Here is a 24,284-nt window from a genome sequence, read left to right as displayed (position 1 = left end):
CGTCGACGGTGAGAGGTGATGACATGGATCAGGAGCGAGGGTTGCGGTCGCGCATCGAGCGCGCAGGAGCGAACGTCGCGAGCCGGCTGGGCTGGGGTTCGCGGGGTGGTGGCGGCAGGACACCGGCGCCCGCGGCGCCGCTCGGTGACGAGGAGGAGGCGCTCGACGGCTGGGGCTTCAAGGACACGCGCTTCGTCGTGAAGCCGGACGGCCACGTGACGCTCACGGGACGTCGCTACAACCTCAGCGGGCTCGATCTTCCGAAGTTGCTGCCGTGGCTGTCGGGCATTCTTCAGGCGCCGCTCGCCTACGACAACCGCAACGTGCCCCGCTATCCGCCCGCGGTTCCCGCCGCGCGGCGCGACGAGGCGCTGCTCGAGGCGCTCCGCGGCTTCCTCCGCGACGATCAGGTGAGTGACGAGCCGCTGGTCCGGCTGCGGCGTGGCCACGGCCACACCGGGGCCGAGATCTGGGCGATTCGCTACGGTCGGCTGCCCCGCGTCCCCGATCTCGTCGTTTTCCCCGAGGCGCACGCCGAGGTGGAGCGCCTCGTCGAGGTGGCGCACGAGCGCGGGGCCTGCCTCGTCCCCTTCGGCGGCGGTACCAATGTCACCGACGCCCTGCGCTTGCCCGTCGACGAAGCGCGTGTCGTCATCGTGCTGGACATGCGCCGCATGAACAAGCTGCGCTGGGTGGACCCGGTGAACCGCACGGCGTGCATCGAGGCGGGCGCCACCGGACGGCACATCGCCGCCGAGCTGGCCAGGCACGGGCTGACGCTCGGACACGAGCCCGACAGCGCGGAGTTCTCGACGCTCGGCGGGTGGATCGCCACGAACGCGAGCGGGATGAAGAAGAACCGCTACGGCAATGTCGAGGACATCGTGCTCGATGTCACGGCAGTGACGGCCCGAGGCGTGATTGAACGTCCCGCCGTGGGCCCGCGCGAGAGCGTCGGCGTCAACCCGAAGACCTTCCTGTTCGGGAGCGAGGGGAACCTCGGTATCATCACCAGCGCGGTGGTCAAGGTCTGGCCCCTGCCCGAGGTGCAGCGCTACGCGAGCGTGATCTTCCCGGACCTCGAGCGCGGCTTCCAGTTCCTCTACGACCTGCAACAGAGCGGCGCCGTTCCTGCGAGCGTGCGCGTGATGGACAACACCCAGTTCCATTTCGGACAGGCGCTGAAGCCGGCCTCGAAGGGCCTCGCCGCGCGGCTCAAGAGCCAGGCAGAGGCGCTCGTGGTGACGCGGATCAAGGGCTTCGACCCGCACAAGATGTGCGTGGCGACGGTGGTCTTCGAGGGCACGGCCGCGGAGGTCGCCTTTCAGGAGCGAACGCTCCGGGCCATCGCGGCGCGCCATGGTGGCCTCCAGGGAGGCGCCGCCAACGGGGAGCGTGGCTACCAGCTCACGTTCGGTATCGCGTACATCCGCGATCTGGCGTTCGAGCACTGGGCCATCGCGGAGAGCTTCGAGACAAGCGTGCCATGGTCGCGCGCGCTCGAGCTCTACGAGCGGGTCAAGCGCCGCGTGGAGCTCGAGCACGAGCGCCGCCGGCTACCCGGAAGGCCCTTCTTCACCGGTCGGATCACGCAGGTCTATTCGACTGGCGTCGCGATGTACTTCTATCTCGGTTTCTACGCGAAGGGCGTCGCCGACCCCGTTGCGGAGTATGCCGCCCTCGAGCACGCGGCGCGTGAGGAGATCCTCGCCTCCGGCGGCACGCTCTCGCACCACCACGGCGTGGGGAAGATCCGGCAGGACTTCCTCGGCGAGGTGTACTCCGAGGGCGCGCGGACGGTCATTCGCGAGGTCAAGCGCGCGCTCGATCCGGACAACCTCTTCGGCGCCTCGAACCACGGCGTGCGCGGCGCGGTCGCGCTGGCCGGCGAGACGGAGCAGGCGCCGTGACGGTGCCGCGCGGTGACCAGCGCGACATCGTGTCGCAGGGCCGTGGAGGTCGATAGCGGTAGTCTGTCTCGCCATGAGCCAGCGAGAGCACCGCGGCGCTGCGGATGCCCCGGTCCGTGCCCCTCACCGCGCGCGCGACGTGAGCTCGACGCTGCGTGTCCGATCGCCGCGGAGCTCGCGCGGGCGTCGCGCGGCGGCGCTGGTCGTCGCCGTCGCGGGCGTGGTCCTCAGCGGTAGGGCCACGCCCGCGACGACCAGCACGGCAGCGGGCGAGCTCGCCGACTCGACAGCGGCGCCCGGCGAGAGAGCGCTCGAAGGGCGCCTGCTCGCGCCTTGTTGCTGGGATCAGACACTCGACATCCACGAATCGCCGGTGGCGCAGGAGCTTCGTCGCGAGATCCGAGCGCGTCTCCGCCGGGGCGAGGCCGTCGACAGAGTCGAGCAGGACCTCATCGCGCGTCATGGGGAGCGTATCCGTGCGGCGCCTTCGTCCGGCGTCCTTGGCCAGGTTGCCCTGGGCTTGATGCTCGGCATCGCGGCGTCGTTCCTCGGGATCTTCGCCCTGCTGCGCTCGTGGAGGCGGAGCGCCGCGCAGCCGGCTCCGTCCAATCTGGCCATCGCGGCGCCTGTACGTGACGAGTACGACGAGCGCCTCGACGACGAGCTCCGGAGGCGCGACGCGTGAGCACGCCCTCGCTGTGCACCCTTGGCGCGGTTGTCGCGCGCCGGGCATCGATGGTCGATGGCCGGTCGTCGCTCCGCTCCTCTCCTCAGGTGCCCGCCACAACATCTCGCTTGACCTGCGCCCCGCACCGCAATATGTAGTGGCTCATGTTGGTGCCTCGGGCTTCGGCCCGGGGCTCAAAAGGGAACCCGGTGCGAATCCGGGGCTGCCCCGCAGCGGTAAGCGAGAACGATCTCCACGACGAGCACTGGCCCTCGGGCTGGGAAGCGGTGGACCGTAGGAAGCCGGCGAGAGCCGGAGCGCTCGCGAGCCCGAAGACCTGCCAACGTCCAGCGCCGGGGAGACATCCCGCGCCGGTTTGACCTGGAAGCCTCGAGGGAGGCGGGTAGGTCCGAGCTGGCGCAGACTCTCGCGCTTGTCCCGGTTCCGACCCCCTCCCGCGTTGTCTTCCTTTCGCCCGCGGGGGCGAGCGGTCGGTCCGAAGGGCTCTCCTGGAGAGCCTTGCGCGCTCGCGCACATCGGCTGGCTTCTTCGCTCTCGCGGCATCGACGCGAGCGGTCCGGTACCGCTCCGACGAAGCTCGACGAGGAGGATTGCCATGCTGAGCGACACAGTGACGATGAGCAACGGCGCGGCGCCGTTGCGGGCGCGGGGCGCGAGGAGCGGAGGCGCGGAGGAAGCGCTCCCGCACACGACGATGCGGGTGAAGAAGCGCGACGGGTCGAGCGAGCCTGTCGACGTCAACAAGATCGTCCGGGCCGTGAGCCGCTCTTGCGCGGCCCTGTCCGACGTGGACGCGCTCCGCGTCGCCACCAAGACCATCAGCGGCCTCTACGACGGCGCGACCACGCGCGAGCTCGACCAGCTCTCCATCCAGACGGCGGCGTCGCTCATCGCAGAGGAGCCGCAGTACGCGAGGCTCGCGGCGCGCCTGCTCGCGACCTATATCGACAAGGAGGTCCGCAATCAGGAGATCCACGCCTTCTCGCAGTCCGTCGCCGTCGGGCGGCGGCTCGGCCTCATCAACGAGCGGCTCCACAGCTTCGTCGCGCAGAACGCCCGCAAGCTGAACGACGCGATCGAGCCGGGGCGGGACCACGAGCTCGAGTACTTCGGCCTCCGGACGCTCTACGATCGCTACCTCCTGAAGCACCCCGAGACGCGCCTCGTCACCGAGTCGCCGCAGCAGTTCTTCCTGCGCATCGCCTGCGCGCTCTCCGAGACGGCGGCGCAGGCGGTCGAGCTCTATCGCCTGTTCTCGTCGCTCGACTACCTCCCGAGCTCGCCCACGCTGTTCAACGCCGGGACGAGCCACGAGCAGCTCTCGAGCTGCTTCCTGCTCGACTCGCCCGAGGACCACCTCGAGACCATTTACCAGCGCTACACAGACGTCGCGATGCTCTCGAAGTTCTCGGGTGGCATCGGGCTCGCCTACCACCGCGTGCGGTCGCGCGGCTCGCTCATCGAGAGCACCAACGGGCACTCGAGCGGGATCGTGCCGTGGCTCAAGACGCTCGACGCGTCGGTCGCGGCCGTGAACCAGGGCGGCAAGCGCAAGGGCGCCTGCTGCGTCTACCTCGAGCCGTGGCACGCCGACGTCGAGGAGTTCCTCGCGCTGCGCGACAGCACCGGCGACGAGGCCGCGCGCACGCACAACCTGAACCTGGCGAACTGGGTCCCGGACCTGTTCATGAAGCGGGTCGAGGCGGACGGCGAATGGAGCCTCTTCGACCCGAAGGAGGTGCGCGACCTCCCCGATCTCCACGGCGACGAGTTCGAGCGCCGCTATGCCCAGGCCGAGGAGGCGGGCATCGCAAAGAAGACAATGAAGGCGCGCGAGCTCTACGCGCGGATGATGCGCACGCTCGCGCAGACCGGCAATGGTTGGATGACGTTCAAGGACAAGGCGAACCGCGCCTGCAATCAGACGGCGCTGCCGGGCCGGACCGTGCACCTCTCGAACCTCTGCACCGAGATCGTCGAGGTGACCTCGAAGGACGAAGCGGCCGTGTGCAACCTGGGCTCGATCAACCTCGCGCGCCACACCGTCAACGGTGAGGGCGGCGCGGTCGCGTTCGATTTCGAGAAGCTGGCGCGCACCGTGCGGACGGCGGTCCGCCAGCTCGACCGCGTCATCGACCTCAATTACTATCCCATCGCCGCGACGAGGCGCTCGAACCTCCGCTGGCGGCCGGTGGGGCTCGGGCTCATGGGCCTGCAAGACGTGTTCTTCCAGATGCGCTTGCCCTTCGACGCCGGCGCCGCGCGGGACCTCTCGAGGCGGATCTCCGAGGAGGTGTATTATCACGCGCTCTCGACGTCCGCGGACCTCGCCGCCGAGAAGGGGCGCCACCCGGCGTTCGACGAGACGCGCGCCGCGCGCGGCGAGCTCCAGTTCGACGCGTGGGGCGTGGTGCCGGAGGACACGGCGCGCTGGGAGGCGCTCCGCGCGCGCATCCTCGCCGAGGGGCTGCGGAACTCGCTGCTCGTCGCGATCGCGCCGACCGCCACGATCGCGTCGATCGCAGGCTGCTACGAGTGCATCGAGCCGCAGGTGTCGAACCTGTTCAAGCGCGAGACGCTCTCTGGCGACTTCCTCCAGATGAACCGCTACCTCGTCGCGGAGCTCAAGCAGCGCGGCGCCTGGAACGACGCGGTGCGCGCCCGTCTCAAGCTCGCGGAGGGCTCGGTCCAGGGGCTCGACGAGCTGCCGGAGGAGGTCCGCGCCGTGTACCGGACCGCCTGGGAGATCCCGATGCGCTCGCTCATCGACATGGCGGCGGAGCGCGGCGCCTTCATCGATCAGAGCCAGTCGCTGAACCTCTTCGTCGAGAACCCCACCATCGGCCAGCTCTCGAGCATGTACTTCCATGCATGGAAGAGGGGGCTCAAGACGACGTATTACCTCCGATCGCGCCCCGCGACGCGCATCGCCAAGGCCACCGTGGATGCGCCCCCGGACCGGGCGCCCGCGGGCGACGCCGGGCCCCGCGAAGGCGGCGGAGGGACGGCGGCGCAGGCGCCCGCGGGGGCGAAGGCTGCCGCGGACGTGGCGTGCGCGCTCGAGAACCCCGAGGCGTGCGAGGCCTGCCAGTGAGCCGCGTCGGCCGCCCCGCGCGCCTCCTGGATCCGGGCCAGTGCCTCACGCTGCGCCCGATGGCCTATCCGGCCTTCTTCGAGATGTACCGCGCCGCCATCAGGAACACATGGACCGTGGAGGAGGTCGACTTCTCCACGGACGTGGGCGACCTGAGGAGGATGACCGACGCGGAGCGCCACCTCGTGCAGCGCCTCGTCGCGTTCTTCGCCACCGGAGACTCCATCGTGGCGAACAACCTCGTGCTCAACCTGTACAGGCACATCAACGCCCCGGAGGCGCGGATGTACCTGTCTCGGCAGCTCTACGAAGAGGCGCTGCACGTCCAGTTTTATCTGACGCTCCTCGACACGTACATCCCCGATCCGGAGGACCGCCACCGCGCCTTCGCGGCCGTCGAGACCATCCCCTCGATCCGGAAGAAGGCCGATTTCTGCATGCGCTGGATCGACTCCATCCAGTCTTTGAATCAACTGGAGTCGCGCTCCGAGAGGCGGCAGTTCCTCCTGAACCTCGTCTGCTTCGCCGCGTGCGTCGAGGGGCTCTTCTTCTTCGGCGCTTTCGCGTACGTGTACTTCCTGCGCTCGCGCGGCCTGCTCCACGGGCTCGCCGCGGGCACGAGCTGGGTCTTCCGCGACGAGAGCGCGCACATGCGCTTCGCCTTCGAGGTCGTGAGCACGGTCCGGCGCGAGGAGCCCGAGCTCTTCGACGCCGGCCTCTCGCGGTCGATCCTCGAGATGATGGATGAGGCGATCGACTGCGAGGCCCAGTTCGCGGACGATCTCCTCGGCGCCGGCGTCGCGGGCCTCTCGGCGCGCGACGTGCGCCGCTACCTCGAGTTCTGCGCGGACCAGCGGCTCGTCACGCTCGGCATGCCGAGGCGCTACGGGGCGAAGAACCCGTTCTCGTTCATGGATCTGCAAGACGTCCAGGAGGTCACGAACTTCTTCGAGCGCCGCGTCTCGGCGTATCAGGTCGGCGTCTCGGGGGAGGTCGTCCTCGATGGGGTGTTCTGATGTCCAACGGACTCAGGCGCCTCATCCGCATATCTGCGGGCGCCGAGGCCCATCGACCGGCGCTGGCTCGGGCGGCACGCCCGCGAAGCGCGCGCGCAGGTCCATCCAGAGCGCGAGCCTCGACCAGTCCGGCTCCTTGACGGGCTTCATGCGCTCCTGGTCGAGCCACGGGTTCGGGAAGAACACCGTCATCATCTGCTCGTCCCGCCCGCTCCAGAGCCCCGATCCCCGGCTCCTCGGGCGTCCGTTCGCGTCCAGATCGCGGTAGAACGCGGCGCGCGCGCACTGCCGCCAGCGCGCGAGCTCCCGAGGGCCTCTCAAGCGCTCTGAGGCGTCGCTTCCTCGAGGAGTCTCTCGGTAGCCACGTCGCCTGTGGATGCGACCCTGACAGCCATCTGTCGAGCTGCCTCAGGTGCGTCTACACTGGCTTTTTCTAGGCGCTCCTGGGGCACACCTCGCACGGATGCCGCCGGCACCCTTCGGAGGGCGCCGCGAGGTGCGACAAATTGATGCATCCCAGGAGAGCCGACCGTCGAGTAGGCTTCGCTCCGCTCCGGCGCGGCGGTGACGACGCTGCGGCCTCGTAGCTTGAAAGGTTGTCCGATGGTTGGTTCAATGGCTCGCGTCACGTTCCTGGGCGTGACCTGTCTCGCGGCGCTGAGCGGGTGCGGCGAGGGCGACGAGGACGTCGCCTCGAAGACGTTCGCGCTGAGCTTCGCCGCCAAGGTCGGCGACAAGCCGTTTTCCTGCACGACCACATTCGACGGCGTCGGCACGACCCGATCGGCGGTGAAGCCGCTCGATTTCCGGATGTACGTCTATGACGTCCGGCTCGTGCGCGACGACGGGTCCGAGGAGCCGCTCTCGCTCGAGCAAGACGGCACATGGCAGCGCGACAAGGTCGCGTTCCTCGACTTCGAGGACGGCACGGGCACATGCGAGACCGGCAGCCCGGAGACGAGGACCGAGATCGTGGGCACCGCCCCGGCCGGTGATTACGCCGGCGTCCGGTTCAGCCTGGGGTTGCCCCCGGAGATGAACCACCTGGACGCGGCGACAGCCCCGGCGCCCCTGAACATTCCCGGTATGTGGTGGTCGTGGAAGGGCGGCTACAAGTTCGTCCGCCTCGACCTCATCTCGACGATGAACCCGACGTACTTCTTTCACCTCGGAGGTACGAAATGCGAGGGTACCGTCAGCGAAGGCTTCTCGTGCGCGGCCGACAACGTCGCCGACGTGCGTCTTGACGGCGTCGACCCGGAGTCGAGCACCATCGTCTTCGATATCGCCAATTTCTATGCCGAGTCCGACCTCGACCACCAGGTCGACGGCATGACGGATCGCACCTCCGGCTGCATGTCGTTCGAGGGCGATCCCGAGTGCCCGCCCGTCTTCAAGGCGCTCGGCATGGGCTTCGACGGCGCGAGCCCTTCCGCTCCGCAAACCGCGTTCCGGGTGGAGTGAGATGTACCTTCATCGGCCAGCGGCCAGCCTCATCGCGCCGCTCTTGATCTGCGCGCTTGCCGGCTGCGGCGCCTCCGACGAGGACATGGACGAGCCGAGCGACGCGGAGGTCCTTCCGGGCGACCCTGGCTTCCAGCGCGATCCGGCGCTCAACGTGGACAACATCAGCGCTGCTGCGGAGAAGCGCAGCCACAACATGGGGCAGAACTGCATGGGCTGCCATCAGCCCCATGGGCCCGGCAAGGGGCTCTTCACCGCTGCCGGGACGGTGTACGCGCCGTCGGGCACGCCGGTCGCAGGCGGAACGGTCGAGCTCCGCACAGCCGCGCAAGGCGAAGGAGATCTCGTGCTCTCGGTCGCCATCGACGGGAACGGGAACTTCTTCACGACCGAGCCGCTGCCCTTCCCGGACGAGGCGCTGTTCTTCTTCCTGCGCGCGCCGGCCGGAGGGGGGACCAACAACATGCCTTTTCCAAGCATCTCAGGAGCTTGTAACCTGTGTCACAACGAGCAACGCCGCATTCTGCTGGAGTGACCCGCGCAAGCACGTCGGCGGCGCTCCTCGCGCTCGCGGTGGCGTCCTGTGGCGGCGAGGCGGAAGCGATCCCGCCTGTCGATAGCTATGAGCTCGCCCTGCCCGTCGGCTTCCCGAAGCCGTGGGTGCCGCCCGACAACCCGATGACCGAGGCGAAGGTCGCGCTCGGACGCGCCCTGTTCTTCGACAAGCGCCTCTCGGGCAACGGGACGATGGCGTGCGCCTCGTGTCATGAGCGCGACAGGGGCCTCGCCGACGGCAAGGTGACCCCGACCGGCTCGACGGGGGACGCGATTCCGCGCAACGCGATGGGGCTGGCCAACGTCGCCTATTTCCCGCTGCTCACGTGGGGCAACCCCACGCTGGCGTCGCTCGAGGAGCAGGCGCTCGTCCCGATGTTCGGCGAGAGCCCGGTCGAGCTCGGGATCACCGGGGCCGAGGACGTCGTCCTCGGCCGGCTCCGCGGCGATGATGCGTACAAGGCCGCGTTCGTCGCCGCGTTCCCCGGCGAGAGCGAGCCGATCACGCTCGACACCGTCGTGAAGGCGGTCGCGACGTACGAGAGGACGCTCATCTCCGGGCGCTCCGCGTACGATCGTTTCACGTACGGCGGAGAGGCGGGCGCGATGTCCGAGGCCGCGTTGCGCGGCATGGACCTCTTCTTCTCCGAGCGGCTCGAGTGCTATCACTGCCACAGCGGGATCAACTTCACGACCGCCTTCCGGAGCGCCGAAACGAAGCAGGCGGAGATGGATTTCCACAACACCGGCCTCTACAACCTCGGCCCGGACGGGAGTTATCCGCCCGGCGGAGAGGGGCTGTTCGAGTTCACCGGCGACCCGGCGGACAAGGGGAGATTTCGCGTTCCCTCGCTGCGCAACGTGGAGCTGACGGCGCCCTACATGCACGACGGGAGCGTGGCCACCCTGGAGGAGGTCGTCGACCACTACGCCGCAGGAGGCAGGACCATCAAGGACGGGCCGTTCGCAGGTGTGGGCAGCAAGAACCCGAACAAGAGCTCGCTCATCAGGAGTTTCACCATCACGCCAGAGGAGAAGGCGGATGTCGTGGCCTTCATGAAGAGCTTGACCGATCCGGAGTTCGCGGCCGTCGTGGATGGCGCGCAGGCGCCGTAGCCCCCGGCAAGCGACGCTAGCACCTCACGCCTGCCTCCGGCCGCGCGCGACCAGCAGCGCGCCGCCGAGGAGCGCGAGCCACGGCGCCGGCGCGCCGCTCGCTGGTGGGCCGCCCGCGGCGCGACAGTCGCAGCCGTCGCCGCCGCCGCCGAGCCCGCCGGCGGTGCCCCACGAGGGCAAGGCCCCGCCCGATGAGCCCGCCGTGCCCGACGCCGTCGCGCTCGACGCGGCCACGCTCGACGCCGCGGCGCCGCCGCCGCCTTCCCCGCCCGGACAACCCCGGTGCGCGAACGGCCCGGCCGCGGTCGGGCAGTCGTCATCCAGGTCGCCCACGAAGTCGTTGTCGTCGTCCGCGTCGCAGTCGTCCCCCACGCCGTCCCCATCCGCGTCGGTCTGAGCAGGGTTCGCCGCGGCCTTGCAGTTGTCGCAGTCATCCCCCACGCCGTCGGCGTCGGTGTCGGCCTGATCCGGGTTCGGGACGGCAGGGCAGCTATCCACGCCGTCGATCACACCGTCGGCGTCGGAGTCGAGGACATCCTCGTCGCAGGCGTCGCCGGTCCCGTCCTCGTCCGCGTCGCCCTGCCCCGGATTGGCCGCTAGCGGGCAGTTGTCCGCGTCGTTGTGAACGCCGTCGCCGTCGTCGTCGATATCGCAGGCGTCGCCGACGCCGTTCGCGTCGGAGTCCGCCTGATCGGGGTTCTGCGTGCGAGGGCAGTTGTCGCCCACGACCACGCCGTCACCGTCACCGTCGACGGCGCCGGGCGTCGGCGCGGCGCACGCGGCCCAGGTCGACGACAAGGGCTCGCCGGTCTCGACCGCGCCGGTCACCCCGTTCCCCCCGCTCGCCGCCTGGGCGCCCTCGGTGAGGTCCAGCCGGCAGCTCCCGCCGTCGGCGGACAGCGGCGCATGCCGTGCGACGTCGTCCGCCGCGTCGGCCAGGTAGGCGCTCCGCGCCGTCCCCGGATCCGGCCCGTCGAGCGATTCACCCGTCTTGTCGACGGGGGCATTCGGCCCCGTCGCGCCATAAAAAACGTAATCGACGTCCTTCACGAGATCGCTCACGCCGTCCCAGGTAAACAGGATGAGACACTCGTGGTCGTTCGTCAGCCCGCGCGTCTCGCCCACCGAGCCAGGGAGCGGCACCCGCATGTCGGGCACCGCGGCGGCCGACTTGCTCTCCCCCTCACCGAAGGTGCCTGCGTTGTGGATCTCATAGGTGGGGTGCGAGCCCCAGCCCGTGAACGTCCTCGTCTCCCCGCACCCCATGCGAAAGCACTCCGCGCCTCCGAGCGACACCGTCTGGACCTCGCCCGGGCCGATCCTGGCCCCGTCCGGGAAGCGCACAAGGAAATCATTCGTGTTCGGGAGCGAGGGGCGCTCTGCGACGATCTGGTAATAATATCGATAGTCGGCGAGATAAACGTCGGACAGGTCGACCGGGGCGCGGCCCGGGTTGTAGATCTCCACGAACTCCGCCGCCGCCGGGTGGACGCGGAGCTCCGTCAGGAGGAGCTTCGCGGGGCTCGACACCCGCGCGCGCATCCGGCCGTGGAGCGCGTCGAGCTCCAGCGTGACGACCTGCCCCGCCGCAGCGCTGAACGCCCCGCTGGACGATTCCTGCGGGGCGTAGCTCCAGCCGTTCGCCCCGAGCTTCGTGCTCGAGGGGCCCTGCGCCGCGAACTTGAAGAGCGCGCCGGGGAGCGCCGTCGGGGCCACGAAGCGGTACGTATGGACATGATCGCCCGCGACGCGATCGCCGAGGCGGCCGTCGTCGCGCGCGACCGTGATCGTCGAGGTCGAGCTCCAGTCGGCGTCGCCCACGGAGCGCTGCCAGTCTCCGACCGCGACCCACACCTGGGGTGCGCCCTCCGCGTTCATCGAGGCGCTGCGCGAGTCGGAGGTCGATTCGGTCGCCGGCAAGAACCCCTGTGCGGTCAGGTCGCGTGTGTCGTAATAAAAGATGACATCGTGGGGCGCTGTCCCGCCGGCCAGCGTGAAACGCAGGTTGTCGCCGGTGGCCGTACCCGCGCCGCCGTCGCGGAGGTCGACGCCGTTGCGCGAGATCTTGTACTCGACCGCTCCCTGCGCCGCGAACGAGACGATCGCCGTGAAGATGCCGTCCCCCGCCGCCGCGTCGGGGGCCGCTCCGTCGTCGCGCAGGGGCGCGCCGGCGCGCGCGTTCCAGGCGCCGAGCTCCGGCGCAGAGCCGGTCACCGTCGGCAGGGCGAGCGCGGTCCTGGCCAGGAGCGAGAGCAAGGCGAAGCTGAGACCGACCGATGAACGGCGTCGTCGCACGTGGCCACCTCGGTGCCGGGGCGAAATATCCGGACGTGTGAACCCTAGCGCAGGACGGACGAACAACGAAGTCACAAAGCAGGAAGAGAGCCAGCGCTCGTGTGGCGCGCGCGTGTGTCATCCATCGATGTGCGCTGAATCTGGCCTTCAGTCGCCTCAGCGCCGCGGAGAGGCCTCGACGTCGCGGCGAGGACGCCGTGGCCGGGCCGCGCGGCCAGCCCGGTGGGACCGGGCTCGACCTCGTCGTCACCGCGAGACGACCGCAGTGACGGGGCGAGGCAGATCCTCACGATGCGGCACGCCCGCGAGAACACCCTTTGCGCCCGCCTGGCCGGCGAGGTCGCCCACCCCGTCCAGCAGGGCGTGCGCCCTCGCGTAGTCCAGCGCCGCGCCGGCGGTGTCGCCCCGCTCACAGCGCAGGTCGGCGCGCGCCCTGAGCACGGCGGCCTGACCCGCGCGGTCGCCGAGCGCCTCGCAGAGCCGGAGCGCATCGTCGTAGTCGCGCTCCGCGCCCGGGAGCGCGCCCCGCTGGCGGCGCAGGTCGCCGCGGGCCTTGAGCGCGACGGCCTCGCCGCGGCGGTCGGCGCTCTCCCGGTACAGGAGGATCGCATTGCCGTAGTCGCGCGCCGCGAGCGCCGTCTGCCCCTCTCGCAGGCGCAGGTCGCCGCGGGCCTGCCACGTGCGCGCGTGCGTCTGCTCGTACCCGAGCGCCCGGAGGAGCTCGGGCTGCGGGACGACCTCGCGCGCGGCGCGGGGGATCGCCCCGCGGCGCTCGTCGGCGCTGCTCGGCGGCGACCGGAGCTGGCTGAGGACGCGCTCCTCCACGCCCTCGAGGATGTAGAGCGCCCGGTCATAGTCGCGCGCCGCGCCCGCGAGGTCGTCCTCCCGGAAGCAGAGATCGCCGCGGGCCTTCAGCACGTTGGCCTCGCCGAGCCGGTCGCGGCAGGTCCTGAGCAGCATGAGCGCGCAGCCGTAGTCGCTCGCCGCCCCCTGCGCGTCCCCCTGGTCGAGCCGGAGGTTGCCGCGCGCGAGCAGCCCCATCGCCTCTCCCGTCCGGTCGGCCGCTGCCCTGAAGAGCGGCAGCGCCCGCTCGTGGTCGCGCGCGGCGGCCGCGAGATCCCCCTGCCGCCTCCGCAGGTCGCCGCGGAGCAGGAGCGCGGTCGCCTCGCCCCGCGCCTCGCCGGCCGCCTCGAACGTGGCGAGCGCCTCGCCGTAGTCCGCCGCGGCGGCCTCGAGCTCGCCCTCCCGCACGCGCACGCCGCCGCGCGCGAGGAGCTCCTTCGCGCCGCGGACGCGATCGTCCTCGGGCAGCGGCGTGCACCGCGACGCCGCGCGCTGCGCGCTCGCGCGCACGGCCTTGCGCAGAACGTCGCGGTGGCCCGGCCGCCCGCGATCGCGGGCGGCCGGCGTGGCCCGGAGCGTCCCGAAGGTGCCCCGCCGCTTGCTCGCGAGCTCCGCGCGGCGCGCGCCCTCGAGCGCCGCCTGCGCGCGCGCGCGCAGGTCGGGCAGCGCGTCTCCCGCGAGGCGCGCCGCGTCGTCGAGCAAGCGGTGCTGGACCTCGGCCGGCAGCCCGAGATCGAGCACCGTGCAGGCGTCGACGAGCACCCGCGCCAGCACCTCGCCGCCCCGCCCGCCGTCCCGGAAAGGCGCCGTGTCGAGGGCCGCCAGGAGATCGCCGGCGACGCGCCGGCGCATCGCCGCCTCGGGCCGCCCCTCGACCGCGGCCGTCCAGAAGAGGAGCGCCTGCATCGCGCCCGCCGCGCCGCGGAGCAGGGCGTCCCACCGCCCCGCGTCGCCGGCCACGTCCTTGCGGGCCACCTCGCGCATGGGCGCCGTCAGCCGGTAGGTCTGGGAGCGCTGCTCGAACGACACGAGCCGGCCGTGCACGAGGAGCTGCAGCGGCCGCGCCGCGGAGGGCGCGGGCCTCCCCGCCGCCGCGGCGACCACCTCGAGCGGCGCGCCCGCCGCCGGCAGCGCGGCGAGCGCGTGCACCACGCCGCGCGCGTCCTCGCCCAGCGACTCCAGCGCGTCGCCGAAGACCACCCCCAGGATCTCGCCCTCGGCGCCTTCCGGATCCAGGTACATCGCATTTTTGCGCACGTACGCTTCGGCCGACATCCCCGTCCGGCGCAGCGTGGCGGCGGCGATCTCGATCGGGGCTGGCAGATACCCGAGCGCGGCGATCAGCGCATAAGCCCACTGGACCTCGGCGGCCGGCGGCGCGTCCGTCCCCCATGCACCCTGCGAGAGGACGGACAGCGCAGCGGAGATCGAGAGCGCCGAGACGTTGAGCTCAGCTGTCTTCCGATCTCCCGACGTGGAGCGGAACCTCGACATTTCGCCTCTGTTCATTCCAGAAGAGCTGGTTATCCGCGCAGGCGGCGCCGGGCTGTCGGCCCTTGACGACACGCCTGCTGGCTCCCGATGAGCCTGAAGTCTGCTGCTATGGCGCGGAGCTTAGCGCGGCGCAGGACGCGCTCAACAGCCTTCCAGGGTTTCGTGCGGCGCCGCGGCCGGCGCGCCGCGCTCCGTATCATCGCGCCGCGCCCGCGCTGGCACACGCCCGGCATTGGCTTGCCGCTCATGCGGAAGCGCCCTCGACGAGGTGGAATGAGCGGAGCCTGCGCCGAAAGCCGGCCTGGCGCCACGAGCTTGTCCGTGCCGCGGCGGGCGCGCCGAGAGAAGATCTTGCTCAGGCCCGAGCGCCCTGCGAGACGACGAGGGGCGCCGGAGGAAAGCCGCGGGCGGGAGATCCGGGCCGGCGGCGCGGTCGTGTTTGTGACCGAGACGGGCAGCGGGAGGCCGGCGGTGCTCCTGCCCAGCATGCTGATCAGCGGCATGAGCTACGGGCCGATCGTCGAGGCGATGCGGCGGCGCGCCCGGGTGATCGTCATCGAGCTGCCCGGCTCGGGCCGCGGCGGGCGGCTCCGCGCGCCGTGGACCCTGGAGCAGTACGCGCGCTGCGTCGCCGAGGCGCTCCAGGCATTGCAGCTCGAGGGGGTCACGCTGATCGGTCACTCGATGTCTGGCGCGGCGGCGCTGGTGGCCGGCGCCCTGTACCCCGAGCGGCTGTCGGGGCTCGTGCTTGTCGGTTCCGTCGGAGTCGGCTCGCCGCGGTCGCTGCTGGCGCTCGTCCTCGGGCGCATGGCGGACATGCGGATCGAGCCCCGGTTCGCGGTGCGCGCGGCGCCCGCGTTCCTCTACAACCTGCTCGTCCACACGCGGAGCGCGCTGCGCTTCGTGCGGCTCGCCGCGGAGGCGGAGCTGAGCGGCTACGCCGCGCGCCTGCGCGTGAGGACGCTGATCGCATGGGGCGCGCGCGACAGCACGGTGCCGCTCGGCTCCGCCCTCGCGCTGAAGCGCCTGATCCCCGACGCGACGCTCGTGGTCTCCTCGAAGGGGAGCCACGACTGGATCGTGGAGCGACCCGCGGAGTTCGCGGACGCGGTGGCGAGCTTCATGGATGGCGGCGGTTGAGCGCGGGCGGGCGCTGACCGGCCGCGCGAGGGGGGTATCGGGGCGCGCCGGCGTGCGCTAGCCTCGTGGCGGGGTCTTCGTCGTGAATCTCGGCAGCGCGGCGCGCCGCCGTGAGAGGGAGTGGGGATTGACCGGTTGGTGGCGCCTGGTGGAACAGGCAGCGAGGCGGGCGCGGCGCGCGATCCCGCTCCTCGCGCTGATGGCGACGATGGCGCTGTGCCGCCCCGCGCGCGGCGAGGCGGCCCCGGCGTCGAGCGGGGGCGCGAGCGGCGCGGCCGCCGCCCCCGCGCCGCCGGGCCCGCGGCCTCTCCCGCCGATCCCCGGCGCGGGGAAGGTCACCGTTGTCGCGATCGCCGGCACGATCGATCTCGGCCTCTCGCCCTTCCTGGAGCGCGTCGTCGCGGCCCAGGGCGAGGGCGATCTGCTGGTGCTCGACATCAGCACGCTCGGCGGGCGCATCGACGCCGCGCTCGCCGTCCGGGACGCCCTGCTGCGCGCCCGCGCCCGCACGGTGTGCTGGGTCAACCCGCGCGCGATCTCGGCCGGGGCGCTCATCGCGTTCGCCTGCGACGTCATCGCCGTCGCCCCCGGCGCCACGATCGGCGCGGCGACGCCCGTGCAGATCGGCGAGGGGGGCGAGATGAAGCCGGTCGCCGAGAAGGTCGTCTCGTACATGCGCAAGGAGATGCGCGCGACCGCGGAGGCGAAGGGCCGGCGCGGCGACATCGCCGAGGCGATGGTCGACGCCGACGCCGAGGTCCCCGGGCTCGACGAGAAGGGCAAGCTGCTCACGCTGGACGGCCCGCAGGCGCTCGCGTGGGGCGTCGCCGAGGTGCAGGCCGGCACCGAGGCAGAGCTCCTCGGCGCCCTGGGCCGCCCCTCGCCCGGCGAGATCGCGCGTCCGCGCCTCAGCTCTGCCGAGGCGCTCGCGCGCTTCCTCTCCGATCCCACGCTCTCCGGGCTCCTCATGACCCTCGGGATGCTCGGCATCCTCCTCGAGCTCTATGCGCCGGGCCACGGCGTCTCGCTCGCCGTCGGGCTCTCGTGCCTCGGGCTGTTCTTCTTCGGGCACCACGTGGTGAAGCTCGCGGGCTGGGAGGAGATCGCGCTCTTCGCCGCCGGCGCGATCCTCATCGCCGTGGAGCTCCTCGCCCCGGGGCACGTCGTGCCCGGCGTCGCGGGCGCGGCGTGCGTGGCGAGCGCCCTCGTGCTCTCGCTCCTCGACCTCGAGCGCGTGCCGATCGACGTCGCCTGGCACGCCGGCTGGCTGCCGCGCGCCCTGGCCACAGCGAGCGTCTCCCTCGCGGCGACGGCGGTGCTCGCCGCGGTCGCCGCCCGCGTCGCGCCGAGGACGCGGCTCGGGCGGCGGCTCGTCCTCGACACGGCGATCCGCGCCGTCGCCACCGGGAGATCTCCCGAGGGCCCCGCGGCGTCCGCGTCGCCGCTCGCGGATCGGCTCGGCACGGCCGCCACCGATCTGCGCCCGTCCGGCAAGGTCGAGATCGATGGGCGCCGCGTGGAGGCGCTCTCGGCGTTCGGTTACGTCGAGGCGGGCGCCCGCGTCCGCGTCCTCCGCGCGGAGGGCGGCCGGCTCGTCGTGAGGGCGATCGCGCGCAGCGCGGAGGACGCGGACGACGCGGGCGAGGAGGCCGGACCGTGACGCCGGTGCTGCTCGTCGTCGCGCTGCTCGTGGCGGGCCTCGTGCTGCTCGCCATCGAGGTGCTCGTCATCCCCGGCATCGGCCTCGTCGGGCTGCTCGGCGGCGCGGCGGTGCTCGGCGCGGTCGCGGTCGCGTGGGCGACGCTCGGGGCCGCGCACGGCCTGCTCGCCCTCGGCGCGGGCGTCTGCGCGACAGGGCTCCTGTTCTGGGCTCTCCCGAGGACCGGGGCGGGCCGCAGGATGGTGCTGCTCGAGACCCAGCGGAGCGGGCGCGGCCCGGACGCGCGGCTCGCCGCGCTGGTCGGCAAGGAGGGCAGGGCGCTCACGCCGCTCCGCCCCGCCGGGACGGTCGAGATCGAGGATCGCGCGGTCGATGTCGTGACCGACGGCCTCTACGTGGAGGCCGGCACGCCCGTGCGCGTGGCGAGCGTGGAGGGGAACCGGGTCGTCGTCGAGCCGCGCGAGCCCTAGGGAGCGCGGGAGCGGCGGCCCTTCACGGACAGGGACGGGTGGAGAGGGGATATGGAGATCATCTCGGTCATCGTGATCGGCGGGCTCGTGCTCGTCGCGGTCATCGCGACGCTGTACATGGTGCCGCTCCGGCTGTGGGTCGCCGCGCAGGCGTCGGGCGCCGGGGTGTCGATGCTCACGCTCATCGCGATGCGCCTGCGCCGGGTGCCGCCCGACCAGATCGTCAACGCGCGGATCAGCGCCGTGAAGGCCGGCCTCGAGGGGGTGTCGGTCGACATGCTCGAGGCGCACTACCTGGCCCGCGGGCGGGTGGAGGCCGTCGTCAACGCGCTCATCTCGGCGGGCAAGGCGGGGATGGAGCTCGACTTCTCGCGCGCGGCCGCGATCGACCTCGCCGGCCGCAATGTGCTCGAGGCGGTGGCGATGTCGGTGAACCCGCGGGTCATCGAGACCCCGAAGGTCTCGGCGGTGGCCAAGGACGGCATCCAGCTCCTCGCGATCGCGCGCGTGACGGTGCGCGCCAACATCGATCGCCTGGTCGGCGGCGCGGGCGAGCAGACGGTGCTCGCGCGCGTCGGCGAGGGCGTGGTCTCGACCATCGGCTCGGCCGACGACTACAAGCACGTGCTCGAGAACCCCGACACCATCTCGAAGAACGTGCTCAAGAAGGGCCTCGACGCCGGGACGGCGTTCGAGATCCTCTCGATCGACATCGCCGACGTGGACGTGGGCTCCAACATCGGCGCGAAGCTCCAGACGGAGCAGGCCGAGGCGGACAAGCAGGTGGCGCAGGCCAAGGCGGAGTCGCGCCGCGCGCTGGCGGTCGCGCAGGAGCAGGAGATGAAGGCGCGGACGCAGGAGATGCGGGCGAAGCTCGTCGAGGCCGAGGCGACGATCCCGCTCGCGATGGCCGAGGCGCTCCGCACGGGCAAGCTCGGCGTGATGGACTACTACAACATGCGCAACGTCATCGCCGACACCGAGATGCGCCAGGGCATCGCCGGCACCACGGGGGGCAAGCCCGACCCCGTCGGGGAGTCGTGAGGTGCCGCCGCGGGACGTCGCGGGCCCGCGCTGGGCGTGGCTCGCCCGCCGCGAGGGGCTCGCGCGGCGCTTCGTGCTGGCCGAGGTGCTCGGCCCGCCGCGGGCGCTGTCGCCTCTACCGTCGCTTGCGCCCACCGCCGGCCCCGCGGCGGGCGATCCGCGCCCGCAGGACGCTGGACGGGCGCCATGGATGAGCTCGGGGACTTCCTCGGCTACGCCCTCGCGGCGGCCTGGCTGATCGCCAAGCTCGTCATCAAGCTCGCGGGCCGCGACGACGCGCGCGACGCTGCGCCGCCCGAGCGCGCGGGCGAGGCGCAGCGCGTCGCGCCGCCCGATGAGGCCGCGCCGGCCGCCGACGTCGCGCCGCGCAGCCGGGCGCCGCGGGCGGTGGTGCCCTTCGGCGCCGCGCGCGCCCCCGACGAGGCCCGGCAGCGGGCGGCGCTCCTGCGACTCGGCGAGCTCGACCGCAGCGCCGCCGCGCTCGGCGAGTCGGTGCGCCACGAGCGGGCGAACCGGCGCTTCGCGGACGCGCTCACCCGGTTCGTGCCGGAGGAGATCGCGCGCGCGCGGGCGGCCGCCGAGGCGGGCGCCCCGGCGCGCGCGGTGGAGGTCGCGGCGGACGACATCGAGCTCGTGCTGGGCGAGATCGCGGTGCTCGCGCGGCAGCGCCGCGATCCGTCGCTCCTCGCCGAGCTCGGCGACGCGGACGCCCTCGCGGAGGCCTGCTACGCCCCCGTGATCGCGTTCGCGCGGGCCGAGGGGCTGCCGCTCCGGAGCGGGTTCCCGGCGACGCAGCTCACGCCCTTCGACCTCGCCATCTGGACGGGCTTCATCCCGACGTCGATCGCCCCCATCTTCCTGCCCGCCGATTTCTTCGCCACGCCGCTGCGCTGGCCGGCGCTCGCGCACGAGATCGGCCACGATTTCCTGGCCTCGATCGACGACCTCGAGCCCGCGCTGCGCCGCGAGCTCGGCCTGCCCGACGCGGGCGCGCGGCCGCGCTCGCTCGCGCTGGACGACAGTGACGTCCCGAGCTCCGAGCTCCGGCGCGTGTTCGGCGCCTGGTTCGAGGAGATCTTCTGCGACGTCTTCGGCACGCTCATGTTCGGCCCCGCCTACGTGCTCACGATGAGCGAGCTGTTCTTCCAGGAGGGCGAGCCGTACGCGTCGCTCGCCGTCCACAGGGACGTGACCGGCGCGCGCTACGACGAGCACCCTCCGCCGCACCTGCGCGTGCTCATCGGGTGCATGGTCCTCGAGCGCGTCGGGCTCGGCGAGAGCGCGCGCGGGCTGCGGGAGGCGTGGGCGCGCCGCCACGCCGAGGTGAGCCTCGATCACCTGATCTGGCCGGTGAGGGGCGCGTGGATCCCGCTCCCGCTGCAGCCGTGCGCCGAGATGGCCGCGTCGATCGTGGAGCGCCTCTATGCCGGACCGCTGCTGGCCCTGTCGGGGTTCGGCCTGCAGGACATCAGCGGCCTCGATCACGGCCCGCACGAGCACCAGGAGGCGCTGCGCGCGCGCGACGCGCTGCTCGCCGGCCGGGTGCCCGCGGTCCGCGACGCGCGGGCGCTCCTCGCGGGCGCGGTGCTGGCGGCGCACTGGGCGCCCGAGCGGGCGCTCGCGATCCTGACCAGGGCGCGCGCGGCGATCCCGGCGCTCGGCACGGGCGAGCGGCGCCCCGACGCTTTCGCGCCGGCCCGGGGCGCGTCCGGCGCCCCGCTGGACCGCCGCGCCGTGACCGAAGCGCTGCTCTTCCGGGAGATCCTGCTGCCGCCGAGAGCGCTCCGCGGCCGCCGCCGCGCGCGGCTGTAAAGCGGCGCTCGGACGAGAATGGTTGAATCGCCAGGACCCGAGGGGCGTCCATGAGAACGAGCCTGGACGCCAGAGAGGCAGGGAAGGCGCTCTCCGATTCTCTCGGCGTGCCTGCGTGATGGCGGTATTTTTATTGGAATCGGAGCGGCAAACGCGGCCGAGCACCGGGCGGTGACGGGTCTGCCCGCGATGATCGGATCAGAGGGCGTCGAGCTCGGCGGCCGGCGCCACCGGGGGGATGGTGTGGATCGTCGGCGCGCGCGGCGCGGCGAGGCTGCCTGCCGCGATCAGGGGCAAGGGCGCGCGCGGTGGGGGGAGGCTGTCCGACTGGAGCTTGAGGAGCTCCTCGCGCTGGTGCTTCCACACGGTCCGGTACCGGAAGAACGGCACGGCCGGGTAGAGGTGGTGGATCAGATGATAGGTCTGCCCGAAGAGCAGCACGTTGAGCAGCGCGCTGTCGACGGCGCGCGTCGCGCGATACCGGTTCTGCGCGGCCGTGATCCCGTGCGGGTAATGAGGCAGGTAGTCGAACGCGAACGCGAGGAAGAAGATCGCCACCCGCGCCGGCACGATCCAGTAGAGGACCGCGAGCTCACCGACCCCGAGACCGAAGGCCAGCGCCACGAGCGCGAGCATGGCCGCGAGCGTCGCGACCGTCTCGAGCCGCTCGCCGCGCCGCTGCGCGCGGTAGGAGCGCAAAAATAAATAGTAGTAATGAAGGTCCTGTGTCGCCCACCGGAACGGGAGGAGGTACCACGGGCCGCGACCGCTCCAGTGGTCGGGATCCCGATCCGCCTCGTTCGTGTGCTTGTGATGCTCCATGTGGAAGTGACGCACGGCCGGGAACGGCGCCATGAGCAGCAGCCCCGACAGCCGACCGACCACGCCGTTCAGCAGCGCCGAGCGCGCCAGCGACCGGTGCGAGGCCTCGTGCATCGGCGTGAAGGCCGCATAGGCGGCCACCGCCGCGGCGAGCACCGCCGGCACGGTCGACACCCAGCCCGCGATGCCCGCGACGACGGCCGCCGCCCAGAGCGCGTACGACCCCGCGAAGAGCACCAGCGTCGGCCACTCGATCGGCCGGGTCTGCAGCAACCCGCTGGCCAGCGGCAGGACGCTCCAGAGCGCGGGCCGCCCCGACGGCCGCCCTGATGGCCGTCCCGACGGCCGCCCCGACGGCCGCCCCGAGGGGCGGCTGCAGCGATTCTCGTCGTTGTTCATGGTGACATTCCAGGCCGCCGGCCGCCCCGATGGACGACTGAGTCGATTCTCGTCGTTGTTCATGGCGTTCAAGACTCCCGGGGGAAGCTTCGGTTCTTCAGATTTGTGACAGCGGACGATGCACGCCGGACCCTGTGGAAGCGCAAGCGAAGGTTCGACCACCTCGGGACCGCGCTCTGGGATCGCACCGAGAGGTCGTCAGCGGCCAGCGATCTCCAGCGCGAGGTCCTCCTCGGCCATTCCCTCGAATGCCTCGATTGATCAGGGGAGCGCCGTGGGCGGTTCCACTGCGAGAGAAGGCGGGAGTTGCTCGCAGACGAGCACGAATCCAATCTAGCAGCCTCGCAACAGGAGTACAACGAGACTTTCGGAGCAATGCGTTGGGCTTCTGGTTAGCTGGATTCCAGAAGCAGGCTCGGCAGTTACGCTGCCGCGTCTCGTTCGCTTCCGGCTTCCGGCCGCATCGCTCCTGCGAAGGGCCGTTCCGAGCGCGTGGCGCCGGGAGCTCGGGAGCGTCAAAAGAGTGCTGACGCGGGGCTGCCCTATACGCAGCAGCGCGTCGAAGCGTCGACGTGCCGCATCATCGAGCGCACCTCGTCGGCGCAGCCCCACGCGAGCGTGTATCCGGCGCCGCCGTGGCCGTAATTGTGGATCACGCGGCCTTCGCGCTCGAGGCGAACGGCGTTCCGATACGGGCGCAGCCCGGCGCGCGCGCCGGCCAAGCGGCCTGGTCTGAGCCCCGCCGCGCGCACCCGCTGGAGCATCGCGTCAGTGCGCTCCGGGTCAGGCACCAACGAGCGGTCGTCAGCGGACGGAACAACACAGCCGCCAATCACGATCTCGCGGCGCCGCGGGATGACGTAAATGAGCGCTGATTCGTCCCTTTCATCACCCAGTGCGACATCTGGGTCGATATCGCCTGGCTCCGTGATCGCGACCTGGCCATAGAGGCCGAGGAGCTCCGCGTCGCCCGTGAGCGCGCGCGCCCCGAGCCCGGTGCAATTCACGACGCAGTCGCCCTCGACCGCGGCGAGCGATTGAACGCGCTCGACGCGCACCGGGCTGTCGAGCTGCGACTCCAGCCAGGGCAGGTGCAACGACGGCTCGATGCGCGGCGCCGTGAACCGGAAGCCGTGCGGCGCGCCGAGCGGGTGCGGCCCGGCGTCGATCGAGAGGTCGGGCACGCACGGGGCCCACCAGGGCGGGCGCGTGTCGTCCGCGGACTCGAGGCAGGTCAGGACGTCGACGCCCGCTTCCGGGTGCTCCCGCGCGATGCGCGTGAGCTCGTCGAGGCTCTTGCGCGACCACGCGTTGACGCGCTCGGGCGGGCTCGCCCGGAAGGGATACCACAGCGCGGCCGCGGCCGCGGACGTCGTGCGCTCGCCGCGCTCGGCCGCGATCACCTGCACCCGATGGCCGTCGCGCTGGAGCACGACCGCCGTGGTCAAGCCGATCACCCCTGCGCCCACGACGGTGACGTGCAGCTCCGGGGATCGCCCTTCCGATGGATCCACGAGCGCGCTCTAGCATGCTGCACCCCTGCGTCGAGAGCGCGCGCCGCGCTCCGGTGCCCGGCGGCGGTCGCGCGTCTGTGCCATGCAGCCGGCGGCCGTCCCTCGCGCTTCACCCCGCGCCCCGGACGGCGCCGCGCGGCCGCCGTCGTGCCCGCGCCGCGCGCGCTGCCGCCGCCGCGTGGGCGGTGCTACCCGTCTCGTCCGCTGCGCCAGGATCGCCGGTGTCCGGCGGCGCGGCGCGCGCGAGGGACCATGTCGAGCTACCGCTTCAACGATCCGGAGATCGCCGCCGTGTACCGCGCCATCCACGAGCGGCGTGACATGCGCCACTTCCTGCCCGATCCGGTGGACAAGGACGCGCTCGCCAGGCTGCTCGCGGCCGCGCACGCCGCGCCGAGCGTGGGCATGATGCAGCCCTGGCGGTTCGTGCGGATCACGGCGCCGGAGCTCCGGCGCGACATCCACGCGCTCGTCGAGGCGGAGCGCCTCGCCACCGCGCGCGCGCTCGGCGAGCGCGAGGACGAGTTCATGCGCCTCAAGGTCGAGGGCGTCCTCGAGTGCGGCGAGCTGCTCGTCGTCGGCCTGATGGCGGGGCGCGAGGCGCACGTGTTCGGCCGCCGCACGCTGCCCGAGATGGACGTCGCCTCGGTGGCCGCGGCCATCCAGAACCTGTGGCTCGCCGCGCGCGCGGAGGGGCTCGGCGTCGGGTGGGTGTCGCTGTTCGAGCCGCGCGACCTCGCCGCCCTGCTCGGCATGCCGCCGGGCAGCCGGCCGCTGGCGATCCTCTGCGTCGGTCACGTGGCGGAGTTCTACGATCGGCCGATGCTCGAGGCGTGCGGCTGGGCGGCGCGCCGGCCGCTCTCGGAGCTCGTCGCCGAGAACGCCTGGCCCGAGGACGGGGCCGCAGGCCGCGGCGCGTGACGGCCGCGCGCCCGCGAGGCGAGCGCG

18 protein-coding genes and 1 riboswitch are annotated in these 24,284 nt (G+C 72.1%); of the genes, 13 read left to right on the top strand and 5 right to left on the bottom strand.

The genetic code is table 11. The annotated features are described in order from the left end of the window. Positions 1 to 23 precede the first annotated feature (23 nt). From WME96_RS29515 to WME96_RS29500, 4 genes are all read left to right on the top strand, one after another. Positions 24 to 1,910, top strand: coding sequence for an FAD-binding oxidoreductase (locus WME96_RS29515; RefSeq protein WP_437284931.1), 1,887 nt, complete (start codon positions 24 to 26; stop codon positions 1,908 to 1,910). A gap of 73 nt (positions 1,911 to 1,983) precedes the next feature. After that, a complete protein-coding gene (locus WME96_RS29510) occupies positions 1,984 to 2,595 on the top strand; it encodes a cytochrome c-type biogenesis protein CcmH (protein ID WP_437284930.1) in 612 nt (203 codons plus the stop codon). 133 nt (positions 2,596 to 2,728) lie between these two features. After that, positions 2,729 to 2,936: riboswitch (cobalamin riboswitch) on the top strand. A gap of 257 nt (positions 2,937 to 3,193) precedes the next feature. Beyond that, the gene (locus tag WME96_RS29505) at positions 3,194 to 5,692 is read left to right on the top strand and encodes a ribonucleoside-diphosphate reductase subunit alpha (RefSeq protein WP_437284929.1); all 2,499 of its coding nucleotides are present in this window, start codon (positions 3,194 to 3,196) and stop codon (positions 5,690 to 5,692) included. A gap of 59 nt (positions 5,693 to 5,751) precedes the next feature. Then, the gene (locus tag WME96_RS29500) at positions 5,752 to 6,708 is read left to right on the top strand and encodes a ribonucleotide-diphosphate reductase subunit beta (RefSeq protein ID WP_437292374.1); all 957 of its coding nucleotides are present in this window, start codon (positions 5,752 to 5,754) and stop codon (positions 6,706 to 6,708) included. A gap of 21 nt (positions 6,709 to 6,729) precedes the next feature. Here WME96_RS29500 and WME96_RS29495 read toward each other — a convergent pair whose 3' ends face one another. Beyond that, positions 6,730 to 7,029 (bottom strand): DUF7676 family protein, encoded by a 300-nt coding sequence (locus WME96_RS29495; protein WP_437284928.1) that lies wholly within the window; start codon positions 7,027 to 7,029, stop codon positions 6,730 to 6,732. Positions 7,030 to 7,323: 294 nt separating this feature from the next. Between WME96_RS29495 and WME96_RS29490 the strand changes: the two genes are divergently transcribed. From WME96_RS29490 to WME96_RS29480, 3 genes are read left to right on the top strand one after another with little or no spacing between them, the layout of a single operon-like run. Beyond that, positions 7,324 to 8,172: an MbnP family copper-binding protein gene (locus tag WME96_RS29490; RefSeq protein ID WP_437284927.1), complete on the top strand. Its 849-nt coding sequence runs from the start codon at positions 7,324 to 7,326 to the stop codon at positions 8,170 to 8,172. Position 8,173: 1 nt separating this feature from the next. Then, on the top strand, positions 8,174 to 8,707 hold the full coding sequence (locus tag WME96_RS29485; RefSeq protein ID WP_437284926.1) for a carboxypeptidase-like regulatory domain-containing protein: 534 nt from the start codon (positions 8,174 to 8,176) through the stop codon (positions 8,705 to 8,707). After that, a complete protein-coding gene (locus tag WME96_RS29480) occupies positions 8,704 to 9,843 on the top strand; it encodes an MbnH family di-heme enzyme (RefSeq protein WP_437284925.1) in 1,140 nt (379 codons plus the stop codon). Before WME96_RS29485 ends, WME96_RS29480 begins: the two co-directional genes overlap by 4 nt. 24 nt (positions 9,844 to 9,867) lie before the next feature. Here the strand turns inward: WME96_RS29480 and WME96_RS29475 are convergent, their stop codons facing one another. Further along, the gene (locus tag WME96_RS29475; RefSeq protein ID WP_437284924.1) at positions 9,868 to 12,138 is read right to left on the bottom strand and encodes a thrombospondin type 3 repeat-containing protein; all 2,271 of its coding nucleotides are present in this window, start codon (positions 12,136 to 12,138) and stop codon (positions 9,868 to 9,870) included. Positions 12,139 to 12,384: 246 nt separating this feature from the next. Next, complete coding sequence (locus WME96_RS29470) at positions 12,385 to 14,475, bottom strand: hypothetical protein (protein WP_437284923.1); 2,091 nt, start codon at positions 14,473 to 14,475, stop codon at positions 12,385 to 12,387. Between the two features lie 435 nt (positions 14,476 to 14,910). Between WME96_RS29470 and WME96_RS29465 the strand changes: the two genes are divergently transcribed. The 5 genes from WME96_RS29465 to WME96_RS29445 all read left to right on the top strand — a co-directional run bounded on the left by WME96_RS29465 (position 14,911) and on the right by WME96_RS29445 (position 20,601). Next, the gene (locus WME96_RS29465) at positions 14,911 to 15,615 is read left to right on the top strand and encodes an alpha/beta fold hydrolase (RefSeq protein WP_437284922.1); all 705 of its coding nucleotides are present in this window, start codon (positions 14,911 to 14,913) and stop codon (positions 15,613 to 15,615) included. A gap of 127 nt (positions 15,616 to 15,742) precedes the next feature. Beyond that, positions 15,743 to 17,275 carry an NfeD family protein gene (locus tag WME96_RS29460; RefSeq protein ID WP_437284921.1) on the top strand — a complete coding sequence of 511 codons (1,533 nt, stop codon included), beginning with the start codon at positions 15,743 to 15,745 and terminating at the stop codon, positions 17,273 to 17,275. After that, complete coding sequence (locus WME96_RS29455) at positions 17,272 to 17,745, top strand: NfeD family protein (protein ID WP_437284920.1); 474 nt, start codon at positions 17,272 to 17,274, stop codon at positions 17,743 to 17,745. Before WME96_RS29460 ends, WME96_RS29455 begins: the two co-directional genes overlap by 4 nt. 51 nt (positions 17,746 to 17,796) lie before the next feature. Next, on the top strand, positions 17,797 to 18,789 hold the full coding sequence (floA, locus tag WME96_RS29450; RefSeq protein WP_437284919.1) for a flotillin-like protein FloA: 993 nt from the start codon (positions 17,797 to 17,799) through the stop codon (positions 18,787 to 18,789). Positions 18,790 to 18,975: 186 nt separating this feature from the next. After that, complete coding sequence (locus WME96_RS29445; protein WP_437284918.1) at positions 18,976 to 20,601, top strand: hypothetical protein; 1,626 nt, start codon at positions 18,976 to 18,978, stop codon at positions 20,599 to 20,601. 198 nt (positions 20,602 to 20,799) lie between these two features. On the opposite strand, the gene WME96_RS29440 is transcribed toward WME96_RS29445, so the two are convergent. Further along, on the bottom strand, positions 20,800 to 21,885 hold the full coding sequence (locus tag WME96_RS29440; RefSeq protein ID WP_437284917.1) for a fatty acid desaturase: 1,086 nt from the start codon (positions 21,883 to 21,885) through the stop codon (positions 20,800 to 20,802). A 479-nt stretch (positions 21,886 to 22,364) separates the two neighbouring features. After that, complete coding sequence (locus tag WME96_RS29435; RefSeq protein ID WP_437284916.1) at positions 22,365 to 23,336, bottom strand: FAD-dependent oxidoreductase; 972 nt, start codon at positions 23,334 to 23,336, stop codon at positions 22,365 to 22,367. A 252-nt stretch (positions 23,337 to 23,588) separates the two neighbouring features. Here WME96_RS29435 and bluB point away from each other — a divergent pair, with 252 nt between their 5' ends. Next, on the top strand, positions 23,589 to 24,257 hold the full coding sequence (bluB, locus tag WME96_RS29430; RefSeq protein WP_437284915.1) for a 5,6-dimethylbenzimidazole synthase: 669 nt from the start codon (positions 23,589 to 23,591) through the stop codon (positions 24,255 to 24,257). Positions 24,258 to 24,284 lie beyond the last annotated feature (27 nt).

This window comes from Sorangium sp. So ce406 (genome assembly GCF_051474675.1).
In the GTDB taxonomy this organism is placed as follows: domain Bacteria; phylum Myxococcota_A; class Polyangia; order Polyangiales; family Polyangiaceae; genus Sorangium; species Sorangium cellulosum_G.
The sequence above is the reverse complement of the archived record's forward strand: the minus strand, read 5'-3'. Positions and strand labels throughout refer to the sequence as shown.

Bases quoted from the DNA above. Each gene is read 5' to 3' on its own strand.
- WME96_RS29500 (WP_437292374.1), top strand. From the start codon at position 5,752: ATGGCCTATCCGGCCTTCTTCGAGATGTACCGCGCCGCCATCAGGAAC.
- WME96_RS29445 (WP_437284918.1), top strand. From the start codon at position 18,976: ATGGATGAGCTCGGGGACTTCCTCGGCTACGCCCTCGCGGCGGCCTGG.
- WME96_RS29510 (WP_437284930.1), top strand. From the start codon at position 1,984: ATGAGCCAGCGAGAGCACCGCGGCGCTGCGGATGCCCCGGTCCGTGCC.
- WME96_RS29490 (WP_437284927.1), top strand. From the start codon at position 7,324: ATGGCTCGCGTCACGTTCCTGGGCGTGACCTGTCTCGCGGCGCTGAGC.
- WME96_RS29515 (WP_437284931.1), top strand. From the start codon at position 24: ATGGATCAGGAGCGAGGGTTGCGGTCGCGCATCGAGCGCGCAGGAGCG.
- WME96_RS29470 (WP_437284923.1), bottom strand. From the start codon at position 14,475: ATGTCGAGGTTCCGCTCCACGTCGGGAGATCGGAAGACAGCTGAGCTC.
- floA (WP_437284919.1), top strand. From the start codon at position 17,797: ATGGAGATCATCTCGGTCATCGTGATCGGCGGGCTCGTGCTCGTCGCG.
- bluB (WP_437284915.1), top strand. From the start codon at position 23,589: ATGTCGAGCTACCGCTTCAACGATCCGGAGATCGCCGCCGTGTACCGC.
- WME96_RS29485 (WP_437284926.1), top strand. From the start codon at position 8,174: ATGTACCTTCATCGGCCAGCGGCCAGCCTCATCGCGCCGCTCTTGATC.
- WME96_RS29505 (WP_437284929.1), top strand. From the start codon at position 3,194: ATGCTGAGCGACACAGTGACGATGAGCAACGGCGCGGCGCCGTTGCGG.
- WME96_RS29440 (WP_437284917.1), bottom strand. From the start codon at position 21,885: ATGAACAACGACGAGAATCGACTCAGTCGTCCATCGGGGCGGCCGGCG.